At 64.7% G+C, this 15,955-nt stretch carries 16 protein-coding genes; 10 read left to right on the top strand and 6 right to left on the bottom strand.

What is annotated here, in order from left to right:
• Window positions 1–160: 160 nt before the first annotated feature.
• Together argH and ACX36O_RS02910 are read left to right on the top strand one after the other, a co-directional pair.
• Window positions 161–1,615: an argininosuccinate lyase gene (argH, locus tag ACX36O_RS02915; protein WP_488360023.1), complete on the top strand. Its 1,455-nt coding sequence runs from the start codon at window positions 161–163 to the stop codon at window positions 1,613–1,615.
• The gene (locus ACX36O_RS02910; protein ID WP_213359082.1) at window positions 1,612–1,884 is read left to right on the top strand and encodes a hypothetical protein; all 273 of its coding nucleotides are present in this window, start codon (window positions 1,612–1,614) and stop codon (window positions 1,882–1,884) included. Before argH ends, ACX36O_RS02910 begins: the two co-directional genes overlap by 4 nt.
• A gap of 96 nt (window positions 1,885–1,980) precedes the next feature.
• Here the strand turns inward: ACX36O_RS02910 and ACX36O_RS02905 are convergent, their stop codons facing one another.
• Together ACX36O_RS02905 and ACX36O_RS02900 are read right to left on the bottom strand one after the other, a co-directional pair.
• Complete coding sequence (locus ACX36O_RS02905) at window positions 1,981–2,613, bottom strand: lytic transglycosylase domain-containing protein (protein WP_371686485.1); 633 nt, start codon at window positions 2,611–2,613, stop codon at window positions 1,981–1,983.
• 14 nt (window positions 2,614–2,627) lie between these two features.
• A complete protein-coding gene (locus ACX36O_RS02900) occupies window positions 2,628–4,373 on the bottom strand; it encodes a proline--tRNA ligase (RefSeq protein WP_488360022.1) in 1,746 nt (581 codons plus the stop codon).
• A 134-nt stretch (window positions 4,374–4,507) separates the two neighbouring features.
• On the opposite strand from ACX36O_RS02900, the gene ACX36O_RS02895 reads away from it, so the two are divergent.
• Complete coding sequence (locus tag ACX36O_RS02895) at window positions 4,508–5,170, top strand: RNA pyrophosphohydrolase (RefSeq protein ID WP_213359069.1); 663 nt, start codon at window positions 4,508–4,510, stop codon at window positions 5,168–5,170.
• Window positions 5,167–5,706 (top strand): CNP1-like family protein, encoded by a 540-nt coding sequence (locus ACX36O_RS02890; protein WP_213359067.1) that lies wholly within the window; start codon window positions 5,167–5,169, stop codon window positions 5,704–5,706. The genes ACX36O_RS02895 and ACX36O_RS02890 overlap by 4 nt, the downstream gene beginning before the upstream one ends.
• Window positions 5,707–5,806: 100 nt before the next feature.
• Here ACX36O_RS02890 and proB read toward each other — a convergent pair whose 3' ends face one another.
• From proB to rplU, 4 genes are all read right to left on the bottom strand, one after another.
• Entirely contained in the window at window positions 5,807–6,955 is a 1,149-nt protein-coding gene (gene proB, locus ACX36O_RS02885) for a glutamate 5-kinase (protein WP_250130959.1), read from the bottom strand.
• 55 nt (window positions 6,956–7,010) lie between these two features.
• Entirely contained in the window at window positions 7,011–8,180 is a 1,170-nt protein-coding gene (cgtA, locus tag ACX36O_RS02880) for an Obg family GTPase CgtA (RefSeq protein ID WP_213359064.1), read from the bottom strand.
• 269 nt (window positions 8,181–8,449) lie between these two features.
• The gene (gene rpmA / locus ACX36O_RS02875) at window positions 8,450–8,710 is read right to left on the bottom strand and encodes a 50S ribosomal protein L27 (protein ID WP_091815958.1); all 261 of its coding nucleotides are present in this window, start codon (window positions 8,708–8,710) and stop codon (window positions 8,450–8,452) included.
• A gap of 20 nt (window positions 8,711–8,730) precedes the next feature.
• Window positions 8,731–9,042 (bottom strand): 50S ribosomal protein L21, encoded by a 312-nt coding sequence (rplU, locus tag ACX36O_RS02870; RefSeq protein ID WP_091815956.1) that lies wholly within the window; start codon window positions 9,040–9,042, stop codon window positions 8,731–8,733.
• Between the two features lie 357 nt (window positions 9,043–9,399).
• Between rplU and ACX36O_RS02865 the strand changes: the two genes are divergently transcribed.
• The 6 genes from ACX36O_RS02865 (at window position 9,400) to ACX36O_RS02840 (ending at window position 15,894) form a co-directional block, all read left to right on the top strand.
• Window positions 9,400–10,329 (top strand): polyprenyl synthetase family protein, encoded by a 930-nt coding sequence (locus ACX36O_RS02865; protein WP_213362616.1) that lies wholly within the window; start codon window positions 9,400–9,402, stop codon window positions 10,327–10,329.
• 43 nt (window positions 10,330–10,372) lie between these two features.
• On the top strand, window positions 10,373–11,272 hold the full coding sequence (locus ACX36O_RS02860; RefSeq protein ID WP_213359060.1) for a 3',5'-nucleoside bisphosphate phosphatase: 900 nt from the start codon (window positions 10,373–10,375) through the stop codon (window positions 11,270–11,272).
• A 51-nt stretch (window positions 11,273–11,323) separates the two neighbouring features.
• Window positions 11,324–11,959 (top strand): L-threonylcarbamoyladenylate synthase, encoded by a 636-nt coding sequence (locus tag ACX36O_RS02855; RefSeq protein WP_213359057.1) that lies wholly within the window; start codon window positions 11,324–11,326, stop codon window positions 11,957–11,959.
• A 111-nt stretch (window positions 11,960–12,070) separates the two neighbouring features.
• Window positions 12,071–12,739 (top strand): site-2 protease family protein, encoded by a 669-nt coding sequence (locus ACX36O_RS02850; RefSeq protein ID WP_213359050.1) that lies wholly within the window; start codon window positions 12,071–12,073, stop codon window positions 12,737–12,739.
• A 166-nt stretch (window positions 12,740–12,905) separates the two neighbouring features.
• Window positions 12,906–13,502 (top strand): response regulator transcription factor, encoded by a 597-nt coding sequence (locus tag ACX36O_RS02845; RefSeq protein WP_213359047.1) that lies wholly within the window; start codon window positions 12,906–12,908, stop codon window positions 13,500–13,502.
• Window positions 13,503–13,614: 112 nt separating this feature from the next.
• Window positions 13,615–15,894 (top strand): FUSC family protein, encoded by a 2,280-nt coding sequence (locus ACX36O_RS02840; protein WP_488360021.1) that lies wholly within the window; start codon window positions 13,615–13,617, stop codon window positions 15,892–15,894.
• Window positions 15,895–15,955 lie beyond the last annotated feature (61 nt).

Genomic DNA, 15,955 nt, shown 5'->3' with positions numbered 1-15,955 from the left:
CAATCAAGGTTTTATCTGTCGGGGCGCGGATTGAGGCTGAAGCAGGCGCGCATCATGCGCGCGCTTTGCTGGCCGCCCGCCGCCATGCTGCACCATGCTTTCAAGTGCCTTTTGTAGTGCATGGCGCATCCTGTCCCGGCCTTCCATTCCAGCTTCCACCATGTCCAGCTCCCACAACCAACTCGATACCAAGTCCCAGGCCTGGTCCGCCCTGTTCAGCGAACCGATGAGCGAGCTGGTGCAACGCTATACCGCCAGCGTGTTCTTCGACAAGCGCCTGTGGCAGGCCGACATGCAGGGCAGCCTGGCGCATGCCGAGATGCTGGCCGCCCAGGGCATCATCCAGGACGAGGACTACGCCGCCATCCAGCGCGGCATGGCGCAGATCCGCAGCGAGATCGAGGCCGGCACCTTCGAATGGAAGCTGGAACTGGAAGACGTGCACCTGAATCTGGAAGCGCGCCTGACGCAACTGGTGGGCGACGCCGGCAAGCGCCTGCACACCGGCCGCAGCCGCAATGACCAGGTCGCCACCGACATCCGCCTGTGGCTGCGCGCCGAGATCGACCTGATCAGCGGCCTGCTGCGCGAGGTGCAATCCGCGCTGTTGGCCGTAGCCGAGAAGAACGTGGACGTGATCCTGCCCGGCTTCACCCACCTGCAGGTGGCGCAGCCGGTGAGCTTTGCGCATCACCTGCTGGCCTATGTGGAAATGTTTGCCCGTGACGAAGAGCGTCTGGCCGATGTGCGCAAGCGCGTGAACCGCCTGCCGCTGGGCAGCGCCGCGCTGGCCGGTACCACCTACCCGCTCGATCGCGAGCGCGTGGCGCAGACGCTGGGCATGGAAGGCGTCTGCCATAACAGTCTGGATGCCGTGAGCGACCGCGACTTCGCCATCGAATTCACCGCAGCGGCCTCGCTCATCATGGTGCACGTCTCGCGCCTGAGCGAGGAGCTGATACTGTGGATGAGCCAGAACTTCGGCTTCATCCGCATTGCCGACCGCTTCACCACCGGCTCGTCCATCATGCCGCAGAAGAAGAACCCGGACGTGCCGGAACTGGCGCGTGGCAAGACCGGCCGCGTGGTCGGCCACCTGATGGGCCTGATCACCCTGATGAAGGGCCAGCCGCTGGCCTACAACAAGGACAACCAGGAAGACAAGGAGCCGCTGTTCGACACGGTCGATACCGTGCGCGACACCCTGCGCATCTTTGCCGAGATGATCGGCGGGCAGACCAATGCCCAGACCGGCGCCAAGGAAGGCGGCATCACCGTCAATGCCGCCGCCATGCGCGCGGCTGCGAGCAAGGGCTATGCCACCGCCACCGACCTGGCCGACTATCTGGTGAAGAAGGGCCTGCCCTTCCGCGACGCGCACGAAGTGGTGGCTCATGCCGTCAAGACGGCGCAGGACCAGGGCGTGGATCTGGCCGAACTGCCGCTGGAAACGCTGCAGGGTTTCAACCGCGACGTGGAGCACGACGTGTTCGACAACGCCCTGACGCTGGAAGCCTCGCTCAACGCCCGCAACACGCTGGGCGGTACCGCTCCGGCCCAGGTGCAGGCGCAAATCACCCGCCACCAGGCGCGTCTGCAGGCGGATCAGGCATGACGCAGACCGAAATCCTGCTGGGCCTGGTGCTGGCGCTGACGGTGTCGGCCGTCTGGCAGATGCTGCAAGGCATCCGGGGGCTGAAACAGCGCCCGCCGGAATACGCGCGCGCCATTGGCCGCCGCATGATACTGACCACTGTCGTCATGATTGCCATACCGCTGCTGATCATGCTCGGCCGCGATCAATGGGGGAACATGACCAGCCTGTATGCCGTCCTGGCCGGCCTGGTCACCGTGAATGTCATCTGGGTGCGGCGCATCCGCTGAACCGGGATGCGCGGCTTGAGGGGCGAGCCAGCGGCTCCGGCTGCCTGCTGCTGCCCGCCGCCATGGCTCCGCTCCCGGTTGCAGTCTGCCTGCGCTTTACAGTAGCCAGTTGCGCTGCGCCCCAAGTACGGCATTGGGATACTTTGCCTGCCCGCGCGAACCGTTGTAGCGGCCCAGCGCGTAGAAGAGGTTGCCGTTCTCGCGCTGCAGGTAGTAGCGCAGGATGACGCAGCCGAAGCGCAGGTTGGTCTGCTGGTGAAACAGCTTGCTGGCGTCGCCATCGCCGATCACGCGCGCCCAGAACGGCATCACCTGCATCAGTCCGCGTGCTCCGACGGCCGAGATGGCGAACTTGCGGAAGTTGCTTTCGACCTGGATCAGGCCCAGCACCAGCGACACCTCCAGCCCGGCGCGGGCGGATTCGTACCAGACCGTCTGCAGGAACTCGTGGCGGGTGAAATCGTCGATCATGCGCGCGCCCAGCCGACGCTTCATGGCGGCGAGCCAGGCCTGATACTCCATCTCGGACTTGCGATCGCCGAAAACCGGCACGGGCGGCGCCGAGGCCTGCACGGCGGCGCTCAGTGCGGTGCGCACCGAGTCGGCGAGATGCTCCTCCTTCTGCGCTCCTGCCAGGGCGGCAAGCGGCAGGCCGCCGCCTGCCAGCGCCAGGCCCCCAAGGCTCCAGCGCGTGGCCTGCTTCAGCCATTGGCGGCGCCGTGCATTCATCGGAAACAACCTGTTCAGCGCCCCAGTTTCTCCAGCAGCCCTGCGTCAATCCCCGCCAGCGGCAGCTTCTGCGCTTCGGCATCGCGACGGAACTGGTACTCGCACTCGCCCGCCTGGATACCGCGTTCGGACAGCACCACGCGGTGCGGCACGCCGATCAGCTCCCAGTCGGCAAACATCACGCCCGGGCGCTCGCCGCGGTCATCCAGAATCACGTCGACACCGGCGGCCAGCAGGCTGTCGTACAGCCTGGTCGCCTCGGCCTTCACGGCTTCGCTGCGGTCCATGCCGATGGGGCAGATCACCACGGTGAACGGCGCAATCGACTCTGGCCAGATCATGCCGCGCTCATCGTGGTTCTGTTCGATGGCGGCGGCCGGCAGGCGCGTCACGCCGATGCCGTAGCAGCCCATCTCGAAGTGCTGCGTCTTGCCATTCACGTCGAGGAAGGTGGCGTTCATGGCTTTGCTGTACTTGGTGCCCAGATAGAACACATGGCCGATCTCGATGCCGCGCTCGATCGCCAGCCTGCCCTTGCCGCAGGGCGACAGATCGCCTTCGACAATGTTGCGGATGTCGGCCACCACGGCCGGTTCGGGCAGGTCGCGCCCCCAGTTCACGCCGGTGATGTGGGCATCCACCTCGTTGGCGCCGCAGATCCAGTCGGCCATCACGGCCACGTCGCGGTCCACCACCAGGTTCACCGGCTTGCGCGTGTTGATCGGACCCAGATAGCCCGGCTTGGTGCCGAAATGCTCCACGATCTCGTCTTCGGTGGCGAAGCGGAAGCCCTGGTTCAGGCCCGGCACCTTGCCGACCTTGACTTCGTTCATGTCATGGTCGCCACGCACCAGCAGCAGCCAGATCTGGCTGCCCTTCACGTTGCCATCGTCGTCCAGTTCGTCGGTTGCCAGCACCAGCGACTTCACGGTGGTCTGCAGCGGCACACCCAGCAGCTCGGCCACATCGGCGCAGGTGCTCTTGCCCGGCGTGGGCGTGACCTGCATCGCCTGGCTCGCCGCGGGACGCGCCTGGGTGGGTGCCAGGGCTTCGGCCTTCTCGATGTTGGCCGCGTAATCGCTCTCGGGGCAGTAGACGATCGCGTCCTCGCCGGTCGCGGCGATGACCTGGAATTCCTCGCTCAGGTCGCCGCCGATGGCACCGCTGTCGGCCGCCACGGCACGGTAGTTCAGGCCGAAGCGGTCGAAGATGCGGCGGTAGGCCTGCGCCATGTTCTGGTAGCTGGCCTTGGCACCCTCGGCATCCTTGTCGAAGCTGTAGGCGTCCTTCATGATGAACTCGCGGCCGCGCATCAGGCCGAAACGCGGACGGCGTTCGTCGCGGAACTTGGTCTGGATCTGGTACAGGTTCTTGGGCAACTGCTTGTAGCTGCGGAAATCCTGGCGCGCGATGTCGGTCACCACCTCCTCGCTGGTGGGCTGGATCACGAAGTCGTTGTCGTGACGGTCCTTGAAGCGCAGCAGCTCGTCGCCCATCTTGTCGAAACGGCCGGTTTCGCGCCACAGCTCGCCCGGCTGCACCACCGGCATGGTGCACTCGATGGCGCCGGCGCGGTTCATTTCCTCGCGCACGATGGCCTCCACCTTGCGGATCACGCGCAGGCCCATGGGCATGTAGGTATAGACGCCTGCACCCAGCTTCTTGATGAAGCCGGCGCGCATCATGAGCTTGTGGCTGACGACTTCGGCATCAGCAGGAGCATCGCGGAGGGTGGAGATGAGGAACTGGGAAGCTTTCATGGAATTGCAATGGTTCTGACAACACAGTGCCACGCCGCAATGCTGAAGCTGCGGGCGGGGCTATAGGTGTTATTCTCGTTGATAACGGCGGGCAGCCGTGCATAATGAGTCCAATTAAAGAATTGGAGTTGATCATGCTCGACCGGGAAGGGTTCCGTCCCAACGTCGGCATCATCTTGCTCAACCGTAAGAATCAGGTGTTCTGGGGGAAGCGCATCCGCACCCACAGCTGGCAGTTCCCCCAAGGCGGCATAGATCGCGGGGAATCGCCCGAACAGGCCATGTTCCGCGAGCTGCGGGAAGAAGTCGGACTCTTCCCGCACCACGTGCGCATTGTTGCCCGCACCCGAGACTGGTTGCGCTATGAAGTGCCCGACCGCTATATCCGCCGCGAAGCGCGCGGCCACTACAAGGGCCAGAAGCAGATCTGGTACCTGCTGCAACTGATGGCAGGCGACTGGGAGCTCGACCTGCGCGCCACCGACCACCCCGAATTCGACGCCTGGCGCTGGAATGACTACTGGGTGCCGCTGGACGTGGTGGTGGAGTTCAAGCGCGGCGTCTACGAGATGGCGCTGACCGAGCTGGCGCGCTTTCTGCCGCGCAACGACCAGCGCAACCGCTACCTGCGCTCCAGCTACAAGCAGCGCGACCGTCAGGCGCAGCGTCCGGACGGCCGGCTGCAAGCTCCGCAGGATGCAACGCCAGGTTTCGATCTGCCGCCGGATGCCAGTTTCGATCCGCAACCACCCTGCGTGCCGGCCGCCGGCACGCCTTCGCGAAAGAATCCCTCATGATCCGCCTGTTCCGCCCCGTTTCTGTCCTGCTGCTGGGCCTGTCCGCCGCTCTTGCGGGTGGCAGCGCGCTGGCCCAGTATGCCGGCGAAGAGGAAGTCGGCCCCTGGAAAGAGGCGCCCGTGCCGCCGGCACCCGCGCTGAGTACGCGCAATCTGGTGACGGTAGAGCAACCGGGTTATTCGACGCTCAAGGTGGGCGTCGACCTGGACAGCGTGGAACTGGCGCCGGATGGCGTGGTGCGCTACGTGATGCTGCTGCAAAGCAGCGAGGGGGCCCGCTCGGCCTACTATCAGGGCATTCGCTGCCGCACCTATGAAGTCAAGACCTATGCACGCTACGACTTCGGCGCCACGCCACCCGGCTGGCAGGAAGTGAAGACGGAATGGTCGGACCTGCATGACGCCCGCTCGCGCCACGCCAAGAATCTGGCGCGCAACGGCATCTGCGAAAGCTACGCCCCGCCGATCTCCACCAAGGAGGCCCGCCGCATGATCAAACGCGGCAAGGCGGCGTGGATGGACCCGGCCGGCATGTAAACGAACCGCCGGGCCGCGGCTCAGCGGCTCAGCGGCTCAGCGGCTCAGCGGCTCAGCGGCTCAGCGGCTCAGCGGCTCAGCGGCTCAGCGGCTCAGCGGCTCAGCGGCTCAGCACCATATTGTCGCGGTGCACCATTTCCGGTTCGGCGGTGTAGCCGAGCAGCGCCTCGAACTGGCTGGACGGCTTGCGACACAGCTGGCGCGCCTCGTAGCTGGAATAGTTGGCCAGACCCCGCGCGATTTCCACGCCTTCGGGATTGCGCACCGCAATCACCTCGCCGCGACGGAACTCGCCCTGCACCTCGGTCATGCCGATGGGCAGCAGGCTCTTGCCACCCTGCTGCAGCATGGCAGCGGCGCCGGCATCCACCATCACCGAACCATGCAGCTTGAGGTGGTCCTTCATCCACTGCTTGCGCGCCTGCAGCTTCTGCGTCGGCGCCACCAGCACGGTGCCCACCACTTCGCCCTGCACCAGGCGCAGCAGCGCATCGGGTTCGCGCCCCCAGGCAATCACGGTACTGGCGCCCGAACCGGCCGCACGCTTGGCCGCGAGGATCTTGGTCAGCATGCCGCCAGTGCCGACGGAACTGCCGGCACCGCCTGCCATGGCTTCCAGCGCGGGGTCGCCGGCCTGCCCCACCGCCACCAGCGTGGCATCCGGATGCTTGCGCGGATCAGCGCTGAACAGGCCCTTCTGGTCGGTCAGGATCACCAGCAGGTCGGCCTCCACCAGGTTGGCCACCAAAGCGCCCAGCGTGTCGTTGTCACCGAACTTGATCTCGTCGTTGACCACCGTGTCATTCTCGTTGATCACCGGCAGCACACCCAGTTCGAGCAGCGTGACCAGCGTGGAGCGGCCATTGAGATAGCGCTCACGGTCGGCCAGGTCGGCATGCGTGAGCAGCACCTGCGCGGAGGCCAGGCCATTCTCGCGCAGCTTGGTTTCGTACATCTGCGCCAGGCCCATCTGGCCGACTGCTGCCGCCGCCTGCAGTTCGTTCAGCTCGCGCGGGCGCGTGTGCCAGCCCAGCCGCTTCATGCCTTCTGCCACCGCGCCGCTGGATACCATGATCACTTCGCGGCCGTCGGCGCGCAGCGCGGCCAGTTGCCGGCACCACTCGCCGATGGCCTGCTCGTCCAGGCCGCGTCCTTCGTTGGTGACCAGGCTGGACCCCACCTTGACCACAATGCGGCGGGCGTGCTGCAGCATCGCTGCGGGATGGCTCAGGGTCTGGTCAGTGGGCATGGGAAAAAGGACGGCAATGGGAACAGGAGCGACCGCCGGCGCGGCCACATGGGCATTATTTTGCCTCGGGCTTGCGGCGGGGACGGCGTGCGGCCGGTCGCTTGGCGGGTTTTTGTTCCGCCGCCTCGTCCGGCAGCTCGGCGAAACGCGGATCGAAATCATCCGGCAACTCGACAAAGCGCGGATCCACCTCGGCCGGCGGCTGCTCGGCCACCTGCGCACGATGGATGTGCTGGTAGATCTCGCGGATCAGCGTTTCGCAACCTTCGCGTGTCAGCGCGGAAATCTCGAACACCGGCCCCTTCCACTTGAAACGCTTGACGAAATCCTTCACGCGCGCCGCGCGCTCGTCTTGCGGCACCATGTCGAGCTTGTTCAGCACCAGCCAGCGCGGCTTGGCATACAGGTCGGCATCGTATTTCTTCAGCTCGGCCACGATGGCCCGGGCCTGCTCCACCGGATCGACGGCTTCGTCGAACGGAGCCATGTCGACCACATGCAGCAGCAGACGCGTGCGCTGCAGATGGCGCAGGAACTGGTGGCCCAGGCCGGCGCCTTCGGCGGCGCCCTCGATCAGGCCCGGCACATCGGCCACGACAAAGCTCTGCTCCGGCCCGACACGCACCACGCCCAGGTTGGGGTGCAGCGTGGTGAAGGGATAGTCGGCAATCTTGGGCCGCGCATTGGACACGGCCGCGATGAAGGTGGACTTGCCCGCGTTGGGCATGCCCAGCAGGCCCACGTCGGCCAGCACCTTCAGTTCGAGCTTGAGACTCTTGCGCTCGCCGGGATAGCCCGGCGTCTTCTGCCGCGGCGCCCGGTTGACGGCGCTCTTGAAGCGCAGGTTGCCGAAACCGCCATCGCCGCCCTTGGCAATCAGCACCGGCTCACCGGGCGTCAGCAGCTCGTACAGCACCTCGCCCGTTTCGGCATCGGTGATGATGGTGCCGACCGGCATCTTCAGCGTGATGTCGTCGCCGGCAGCGCCGAACATGTCCGAGCCCATGCCATGCTGGCCCCGCTTGGCCTCGAAGCGGCGCGCATAGCGGTAGTCGACCAGGGTGTTGAGGTTGACATCGGCAATCGCCCAGACATGGCCGCCACGGCCGCCATCGCCGCCGTCCGGTCCGCCGAATTCCTTGTACTTTTCGTGGCGGAACGAAGCGCAGCCATTGCCGCCGTCGCCCGCAGCGATGTCGATGAACGCTTCGTCTACAAATTTCATGGGGATTGCACTCGCAAGTCAGGGGATGCGCAACACGCATCCAGGCGCAGAACCCTGCACCGTTGAATCATTGATTGTAGGGGATGGGCCGTCGCGGCCCAAGCCAAAACCGGCATGCCGGCCACGGAACATCCGCCCTCCGGCGCCTTCAAGGCCATGGAACCGGCCACCGTGCTGCTTTCTGCCGACGCCAGAAACAGGCAAGCCCCGCACAGGACGGGGCTTGCTGGGGATCAGGCCGTAGCCTGACCCGGAGGGGCATACGCTGCTTATTCGGCAGGCGTGATGTCCACCACGGACTTGTTCAGCGCGCCGCGCTGACCGAAGGACACGTGGCCGTCCACCAGGGCGAACAGGGTGTGGTCCTTGCCCACGCCCACGTTGTTGCCAGCGTGGAAACGGGTACCGCGCTGACGCACGATGATGGAACCAGCGCTGATCAACTGGCCGCCGAATGCCTTCACACCCAGCATCTTGGGCTTGGAATCACGCCCGTTGCGCGTAGAGCCGCCGCCTTTTTTCTGTGCCATGAGTTACTCTCCTTGGTGCATCAAGCGTTGATGGAGGCAATTTCCAGCTCGGTAAACTGCTGGCGATGGCCCTGGCGCTTCTGATAGTGCTTGCGGCGACGCATCTTGAAGATGCGGACCTTGTCGTGTTTGCCATGGGCGACCACTTTGGCCACCACGGTTGCGCCGGAAACCAGGGGAGAACCCACAGTCAGGCTGTCGCCGTTGCCGACGGCCAGAACCTGATCAATGGTGATCTCTTTACCTTCGTCCGCAGCAATCTGTTCTACTTTGATCTTGTCGCCAGCAGCAACGCGATACTGCTTGCCACCGGTTTTTATGACTGCGTACATTGTGTAAACCTCAATACATTGAAATCTTGCCGGACGGATTTCCAGCAAGCCAATGATTCTACTATGAATTGTCTAGCGGAGCAAGCTCCGTTGGCTCGATGGCACAAACCCCGCGGCAGTCAAGCTCCTGCGGCGGGCCGGGACCGGCCCGGGCAACTGCGCAACAGTACCCGCAAAGTATTGCCCGACCCGCCCCGCTCCCCGGGGACGGGCCCCGCCACTCCCTATAATGAATGCTTACACACCGGGCCGGATATTCCATCCAGGCTTTGGTTCGGCCCTCCGTTTTCCGTGTCCAGGACAACCATCTTGTCTGCTTCCGCTCCCCCGTCTGCCCTCGCCTTGATCGCGCCTGCCATGCAGCAGGTGGACCGTGTCATCCATGACCGCCTGACCACGGGCGTGCCGCTGGTGGCACAAGTGTCGCAATACATCATCTCGGCCGGCGGCAAGCGACTGCGCCCCGCCCTGCTGCTGCTGATGGCCGAGGCGCTCGAATACAAGGGCGACAAGCATTACAGCCTGGCCGCAGTGGTCGAATTCATCCACACGGCCACATTGCTCCACGACGACGTGGTGGACGAGTCCACCCTGCGCCGGGGCCGTCCCACTGCCAACGCCACCTTCGGCAATCCGGCCAGCGTACTGGTGGGTGACTTCCTCTATTCGCGCTCGTTCCAGATGATGGTGGAAACGCAGAGCATGCGCGTGATGGACATCCTGGCCAATGCCACCAACATCATCTCCGAAGGCGAAGTGCTGCAACTCATCAACATGCACGACGCTTCGCTGAGCGAAGAGGACTATCTCCACGTCATCCGCTCCAAGACCGCCAAGCTGTTCGAGGCCAGCACCCGTATCGCTGCCGTACTGGCCGGCTGCGATGCTGCCCAGGAGGAGCGCTGCGCCGAATATGGCCAGGCCCTGGGTACCGCATTCCAGATCATCGACGACGTGCTGGATTACGAAGGCACGGTGGAAGACATGGGCAAGAACCTGGGCGACGACCTGCGCGAAGGCAAGACCACGCTGCCCTTGATCATCGCCATGCGCGAAGGCACGCCGGAGCAGGCCACAGTGATCCGCAATGCGATCGAGCAGGGCTCGGTCGACGCCCTCGAAGCCGTGGTGGCCATCGTGCGCAATACCGGAGCCCTTGACGGCGCCCGCCGCGCCGCTGCGGCCGAGGCACAGCGCGCCATCGCCGCAACCGCCGGCATGCCCGAAAACGCCCATACCCAGGCGCTGCGCCAGCTGGCCGAACAGCTGCAATCCCGCAAGACCTGATGGCAAAAAGGGTTTTGGCGCTCCCTACAATGAACCGGTGAACATGCTGACCCTTTCCCCTTCGCTCAACGCCGATCTGCACTGCCATTCCGTGGTGTCCGACGGCACGCAGACTCCGGAATGGCTGGCAGAGCGCGCACACGCCAATGGCGTGCAGCTGTGGGCTCTGACCGACCATGACGAAGTCGGCGGCATTGACCGCGCTGCTGCTGCAGCGGCGGCCCTTGGCCTGCCCTTCCTGGCCGGTGTGGAAATTTCCGTGACCTGGGCCGACAAGACGGTACATATCGTCGGACTCGGCATCGACCACACCCAGCCTGCCCTGATCGAAGGCCTGCGTCGCACCCGCGGCGGCCGCGAGGAACGTGCGCGTGAGATGGCCCGGCAGCTGGAGCAGGTCGGCATTCCCGGCGCCTTCGAGGGCGCACTCAGGTATGTCGGCAATCCGGACCTGATCTCGCGCTCGCACTTTGCGCGCTATCTGGTCGAGATTGGCGCCTGCGCCGATATCGGCGAGGTGTTCCGCCGCTTCCTGACCGAAGGCAAGCCTGGCTTCGTGCCGCACCGATGGGCCACGCTGGAGCAGGCGGTTGGCTGGATCCGCGATGCCGGCGGCATGGCCATCATTGCCCATCCGGCCCGCTACGGCTTTACGCCGCAACAGGAGCACGCGCTGTTCAGCAGCTTCTGCCAGTTGGGCGGCCAGGGGGTGGAAGTGGTTACCTGCAGCCACACCGCGGAAGAGGTCGAGGTCTACCACCGGATGGCGCTGGATTTCGGCCTGTACGCCTCGCGCGGCAGTGACTTTCACTCGCCCGGCGAAAGCCGGCTCGACCTGGGCCTGCTGCCGCCGCTGCCATCCGGACTCACTCCTGTCTGGGAACACCTGGGGCATCGCGTGCGCATGCCCGATGGCGCCAGCGCCACCCTTTCTTCCACCTGATTCCTTCCCGTTGTGAAGCGGGCCACCCGCTGGCCCGCTGCCGAGCAGTCCATGGCCCAGATTTTCGACATCCACCCCCTCAATCCCCAGCCGCGCATGATCAAGCAGGCCGTCGCGCTGCTGGATGCCGGCGAAGTGCTGGCGGTACCCACCGATTCCAGCTACGCGCTGGTGTGCCACATCGACGACAAGGCGGCCAGCGACCGCCTGCGCCAGATCCGCCAGATGGACGACAAGCATCTGCTGACGCTGATCTGCCGCGACCTGAGCGAACTGTCGAGCTACGCGCGCGTGGACAACCGCCAGTTCCGCATGCTCAAACTCGGCACGCCGGGGCCGTTCACCTTCATTCTCGAAGCCTCCAAGGAAGTGCCGCGCCGCCTGAGCCACCCCTCGCGCAAGACCATCGGCCTGCGCGTGCCGCAGCATGCGGTGCTGCAGGCCCTGCTGGAGCAACACGATGGTCCGCTGCTGAGCACCACGCTGTTCCTGCCAGACAGCGACGAGCCGCTGCATGACGTGTCGGAAGTGGCCGACCTGCTGGACAAGCAGGTGGCCGGCGTGATCGACAGTGGCGCCTGTCCGCACCTGCCCACCACCGTGGTCGACCTGACTCCCATGGGCAAGGGCGATGCGCCGGAGCTGGTGCGCCAGGGCGCCGGCGAAGCTTCGCTGCTCGGACTGTAGTACTCTCTGAACCGCCATCTTTGAAATTTTTTTGATACGAAGGCATCATTTGCGCCCGGAAACAGCAGGGAGCAGGCTCCATACTGTTGCAAACTTTCAACGAAAGCCCACATGGACATCGCCAACATCATCCAGACCATCGCGATCTACGCCATTCCGGTGCTGTTCGCCATCACCGTGCATGAGGCTGCGCATGGCTACGTGGCACGCCACTATGGCGACAACACGGCCTGGATGCTGGGACGCGTCACGCTCAATCCGCTCAAGCACATCGACCCCGTCGGCACCATCCTGATGCCGCTGTTCCTCTATGTGGCCACTTCGGGTGCCTTCCTGTTCGGCTATGCCAAGCCGGTGCCGGTGCGCTTCGACCGGCTGCGCCACCCCAAGCGCGACATGATCTGGGTCGCCCTGGCCGGGCCCGCCTCCAACCTGATCCAGGCGCTGTTCTGGGGCGCCCTGCTCTATGTGCTGCTGGGCCTGGGCCTGCATGAGCCCTTCTTCCTGCAGATGTGCAAGGGCGGCGTGCTGGTGAACATCGTGATGTTCGTATTCAACCTGTTTCCGTTGCCGCCCCTGGACGGTGGCCGGGTGCTGACCGGCCTGCTGCCGCGCGAGGCGGCCAATGCGCTCGCGCGCGTGGAGCCCTACGGCTTCTTCATCGTGATGGCGCTGGTGGTGAGCGGCGTGGTCAGCTCGCTGTGGATGCGCCCCCTGATGAATGCAACCTATGGTTTGCTCGAACTGCTGCTCACACCGCTGAAATTGCTGTTTTCTTAACATAATTTTAAAATTTCAAGCCAAAAGTTGATTCTTTTCACATTTTTGGCAGGGTGTTTGAATAATCATCCAAGCAGATGCCAGCCTTTGTACTCTATGATTTGGCCACGTTAAACATTTACAGGCCATCGCAACCGAATTTGCGGCCATTTCATCTAAACAAACCATGTCTGCTGTATACCTGATTGAAGATCACCCCCTCTACCGAGAAGCCTTTGCCAACCTGCTGCGCCGGCTCAAGCCGGGCGAAGAAGTCGTGGAGCTCGACCGCATTGGCGACCTGCCCCAGGCCGTCAAGTCGCATGGCCAGCCGGCCACCGTTTTCCTCGACCTCACGCTGAGCGATACGCTGGGCCACTCCGGCATCCGCGAAGTCAAGCGCGCCTACCCCGAATCGCAACTGGTCGCCATTTCCGACCAGAGCGGTGAAGAGAACGAGCCGCTGTGCCTGGAAGCCGGGGCCGATGGCTACCTGTCCAAGCAGACGCCCACGCCCGCCCTGTTCTCCGCGCTGCGCTCCCTGATGCTGCCGGAGGCAGAGGGTGAAGAGGCCGAGCTTGCCAACAGCAAGCTGTCGAAGCGCCAGTCGCAGCTGCTGGTGGCACTGGAGCAGGGCTTGAGCAACCGCGACATTGCCGATCGTCTGGGCATCAGCGAACACACGGTGAAAGTGCACCTGTGGCGTCTGTTCCGCCGCCTGGGCGTGAAGAGCCGCACCCAGGCCATCCACACGGCACGCCTGAATGGTCTGATCAAGGGTTGATACCTCACGTGCGCGGGCTGCATGCAGCCCGTGCCACAATCCACAGGCAGCAGATCCCACCCGGGACTGCTGCCTCTTTCTTTGGGCTCGCCATTACAGGAGTTTTCCACCCATGCTGCTGCGCGACCGCATTCTTTCCCTGCTGGTACCGGATACGACCGGGCCTATGCGGTATGCGCTGGACATGCGAACTTTCTGGTTCAGCCACTATCTGTCGACCGGATTGCGTACCAGCAGCGGCATCCTGCTGATTGCGCTGGCGGCGCTGGCGCTGCTGCCGCCCGGCTGGGCCATGGCCGCAGCCTTCGGGGCGGCCGCTCTGGCACTGGTGGATCAGCTCGGTCCCCTGCGCTACAAGCGGCGCGAGTTGGGCGTTTCGCTGCTGCTCAACACCCTGGCAGCCTTGCTGGTAGGCATGCTCACACCATGGCCGCTCCTGCAGGCCGCGAGCATGGTCCTGCTGACCTTTGGCTCGGCCTTTTTGCTGCTGTACGGCAATCGTGCCATGCCGGTGCAGTTTGCCATGCTGCTGGCGATGACGCTGTCGGTGGAGCATATCGGGCAGAAGGCAGACCCGCTGGCCACCTGTGCCAGTTTCTTTCTGGGCGGGCTGTGCTATTTCGTCTATGCGCTGGGTGTGGCCTGGTGGCAACGCCATCGCCTGAAGCAGCAGGTGCTGGCCGAATGCCTGTTCGAGCTGGCGCGCTATTTCGACATCAAGAGCGGCTTCTACGAGCGCAATGCCGACATCGAGCAGCAATTCACCCGGTTGATCCGGCAGCAGGTGGTTCTGGCCGATCGCCAGCAGGCCGCTCGCGACCTGGTGCTGCAGCCGCTGCAGGGGCCGCAGGACGCGCGGCTGATCCAGATCCACCTGGGCATGCTGGACGTGTACGAACAAGTGCTGAGCACGCATACCGACTACCGCGCGCTGCACCAGCATTTCGGGCAGAGCGACATCATGCTGTTCCTGCGCGACCTGATCGCCAAGGCCACGCGCGATGTGGAAGCCGTGGCCTTTGCCGTGACGCGCGGGCTGCCGTCGGAGTCGCCGGTGACCTATGTGGCCGAGCAGCGCGCGATTGCGTTCGAGCTGCACCTGATGGAGCAGGGAGAGTACAGCGTGCCGGTGTCCGACGATGTGTTCCTGCTGCTTCGCTCCACCTACTACAAGATTCTGGACACCATCACCCGCATCGGGCAGATGCATGCCGCCACGCGCAGCTCGCCGGAGCGGTTGCCGGCCATCGACATGGCGCTGTTCGTGTCGCGCCCGCGCATCGACTGGAAGCTGCTGCAGCACAACCTGAACCTGCAATCGCCGATTTTCCGCTATGCGCTGCGCATCAGCCTGGCGATGGTGGCTGCGCTGCTGCTGGTGCAGGCCCTGCCCTACAAGGCGCATGCCTACTGGATCATGCTGACCATCGTGATCATCATGAAACCCAGCTACAGCATGACGCGCGACCGGCGCCGCCAGCGGATGCTGGGAACGGTGCTGGGCTGCATCGTGGCGGCGGTGGTGCTGCAGCTGGTACAGGGTACGCTGCCGTTGTTGCTGGTGCTGTATCTGTCGCTGATGGTGTCATCCACCTTTGTGCAGCTGCGCTATGTGTATACCGCCACGGCCGCCACGCTGACGGTGCTGGTGCTGCTGCACCTCACGACCAGCCAGGGCGGGCCCGGTCTGGTGATGGAGCGGCTGATGGATACCGCGCTCGGGGTGCTGATCGCGACTGTGTTTGCCTATGTGTTACCCAACTGGGAGCGCCAGGCCCTGCCGGGGCTGCTGCAGCGCCTGTTCGACGGGGCGCGCCGCTATCTGCGCGAGAGCCATGCGCTGCTGCTGGGAGACGTGACGCAGGATGAAGCCTACCGGCTGTCGCGCAAGCAGTTTCTCAACGAGATTGCCGGCGTGAACGCCGCCCTGCTGCGCATGCTCGACGAGCCGCGCGTGCGCCAGCGCGGCATCAGCGAGATCAACCGGCTGCTGGTGCGCACCTACCTGATGACCTCGCATGTGGCGGCGCTGCGCATGCTGCTGCGCCGCCAGCCCTGGCTGCAGCGGCAGGCGGACTATCGGCAGCAGATGCAGGCATCGATGGTGCTGACCCACGCACTGGTGGAGGAGGCGCGCACGATTCTGTGCGTGTCGGAGGAAAGCTGTGCACCGGTGCGGGTGCTGGAGCTGCCCGAAGTGCTGGGCGCCGCCGGCGCTACGGACGGTGTGGCGCCTGTACCGGAAGCCGCGCAGCGTGAGGGGGAGCGCCTGCCCCACCCCACGCACGAGGTGCACAACGTGCTGGAAAACCGCATCCGTGCATTGCGCGAGGATGCGGCGGATCTGGTCGAGCAGAGCCGCCGGGTGAAGGCGGTGCTGACGCCGGAATAAGCGTCTCGGGGAGCCATCCGGACGCTCCTGGGCCGGTGTCCGTGTCAACGAGGCATTTGCC

It is taken from the genome of Brachymonas sp. KE5, from assembly GCF_057773645.1.
The sequence above is the reverse complement of the archived record's forward strand: the minus strand, read 5'-3'. Positions and strand labels throughout refer to the sequence as shown.

Excerpts from the sequence above, each read along its gene's own strand:
- ACX36O_RS02840 (WP_488360021.1), top strand. The coding sequence starts at position 13,615 with ATGCTGCTGCGCGACCGCATTCTTTCCCTGCTGGTACCGGATACGACC.
- ACX36O_RS02860 (WP_213359060.1), top strand. The coding sequence starts at position 10,373 with ATGCTGACCCTTTCCCCTTCGCTCAACGCCGATCTGCACTGCCATTCC.
- rpmA (WP_091815958.1), bottom strand. The coding sequence starts at position 8,710 with ATGGCACAGAAAAAAGGCGGCGGCTCTACGCGCAACGGGCGTGATTCC.
- rplU (WP_091815956.1), bottom strand. The coding sequence starts at position 9,042 with ATGTACGCAGTCATAAAAACCGGTGGCAAGCAGTATCGCGTTGCTGCT.
- argH (WP_488360023.1), top strand. The coding sequence starts at position 161 with ATGTCCAGCTCCCACAACCAACTCGATACCAAGTCCCAGGCCTGGTCC.
- ACX36O_RS02855 (WP_213359057.1), top strand. The coding sequence starts at position 11,324 with ATGGCCCAGATTTTCGACATCCACCCCCTCAATCCCCAGCCGCGCATG.
- ACX36O_RS02850 (WP_213359050.1), top strand. The coding sequence starts at position 12,071 with ATGGACATCGCCAACATCATCCAGACCATCGCGATCTACGCCATTCCG.
- ACX36O_RS02910 (WP_213359082.1), top strand. The coding sequence starts at position 1,612 with ATGACGCAGACCGAAATCCTGCTGGGCCTGGTGCTGGCGCTGACGGTG.
- proB (WP_250130959.1), bottom strand. The coding sequence starts at position 6,955 with ATGCCCACTGACCAGACCCTGAGCCATCCCGCAGCGATGCTGCAGCAC.
- ACX36O_RS02845 (WP_213359047.1), top strand. The coding sequence starts at position 12,906 with ATGTCTGCTGTATACCTGATTGAAGATCACCCCCTCTACCGAGAAGCC.
- ACX36O_RS02905 (WP_371686485.1), bottom strand. The coding sequence starts at position 2,613 with ATGAATGCACGGCGCCGCCAATGGCTGAAGCAGGCCACGCGCTGGAGC.
- ACX36O_RS02895 (WP_213359069.1), top strand. The coding sequence starts at position 4,508 with ATGCTCGACCGGGAAGGGTTCCGTCCCAACGTCGGCATCATCTTGCTC.
- cgtA (WP_213359064.1), bottom strand. The coding sequence starts at position 8,180 with ATGAAATTTGTAGACGAAGCGTTCATCGACATCGCTGCGGGCGACGGC.
- ACX36O_RS02890 (WP_213359067.1), top strand. The coding sequence starts at position 5,167 with ATGATCCGCCTGTTCCGCCCCGTTTCTGTCCTGCTGCTGGGCCTGTCC.
- ACX36O_RS02900 (WP_488360022.1), bottom strand. The coding sequence starts at position 4,373 with ATGAAAGCTTCCCAGTTCCTCATCTCCACCCTCCGCGATGCTCCTGCT.
- ACX36O_RS02865 (WP_213362616.1), top strand. The coding sequence starts at position 9,400 with ATGCAGCAGGTGGACCGTGTCATCCATGACCGCCTGACCACGGGCGTG.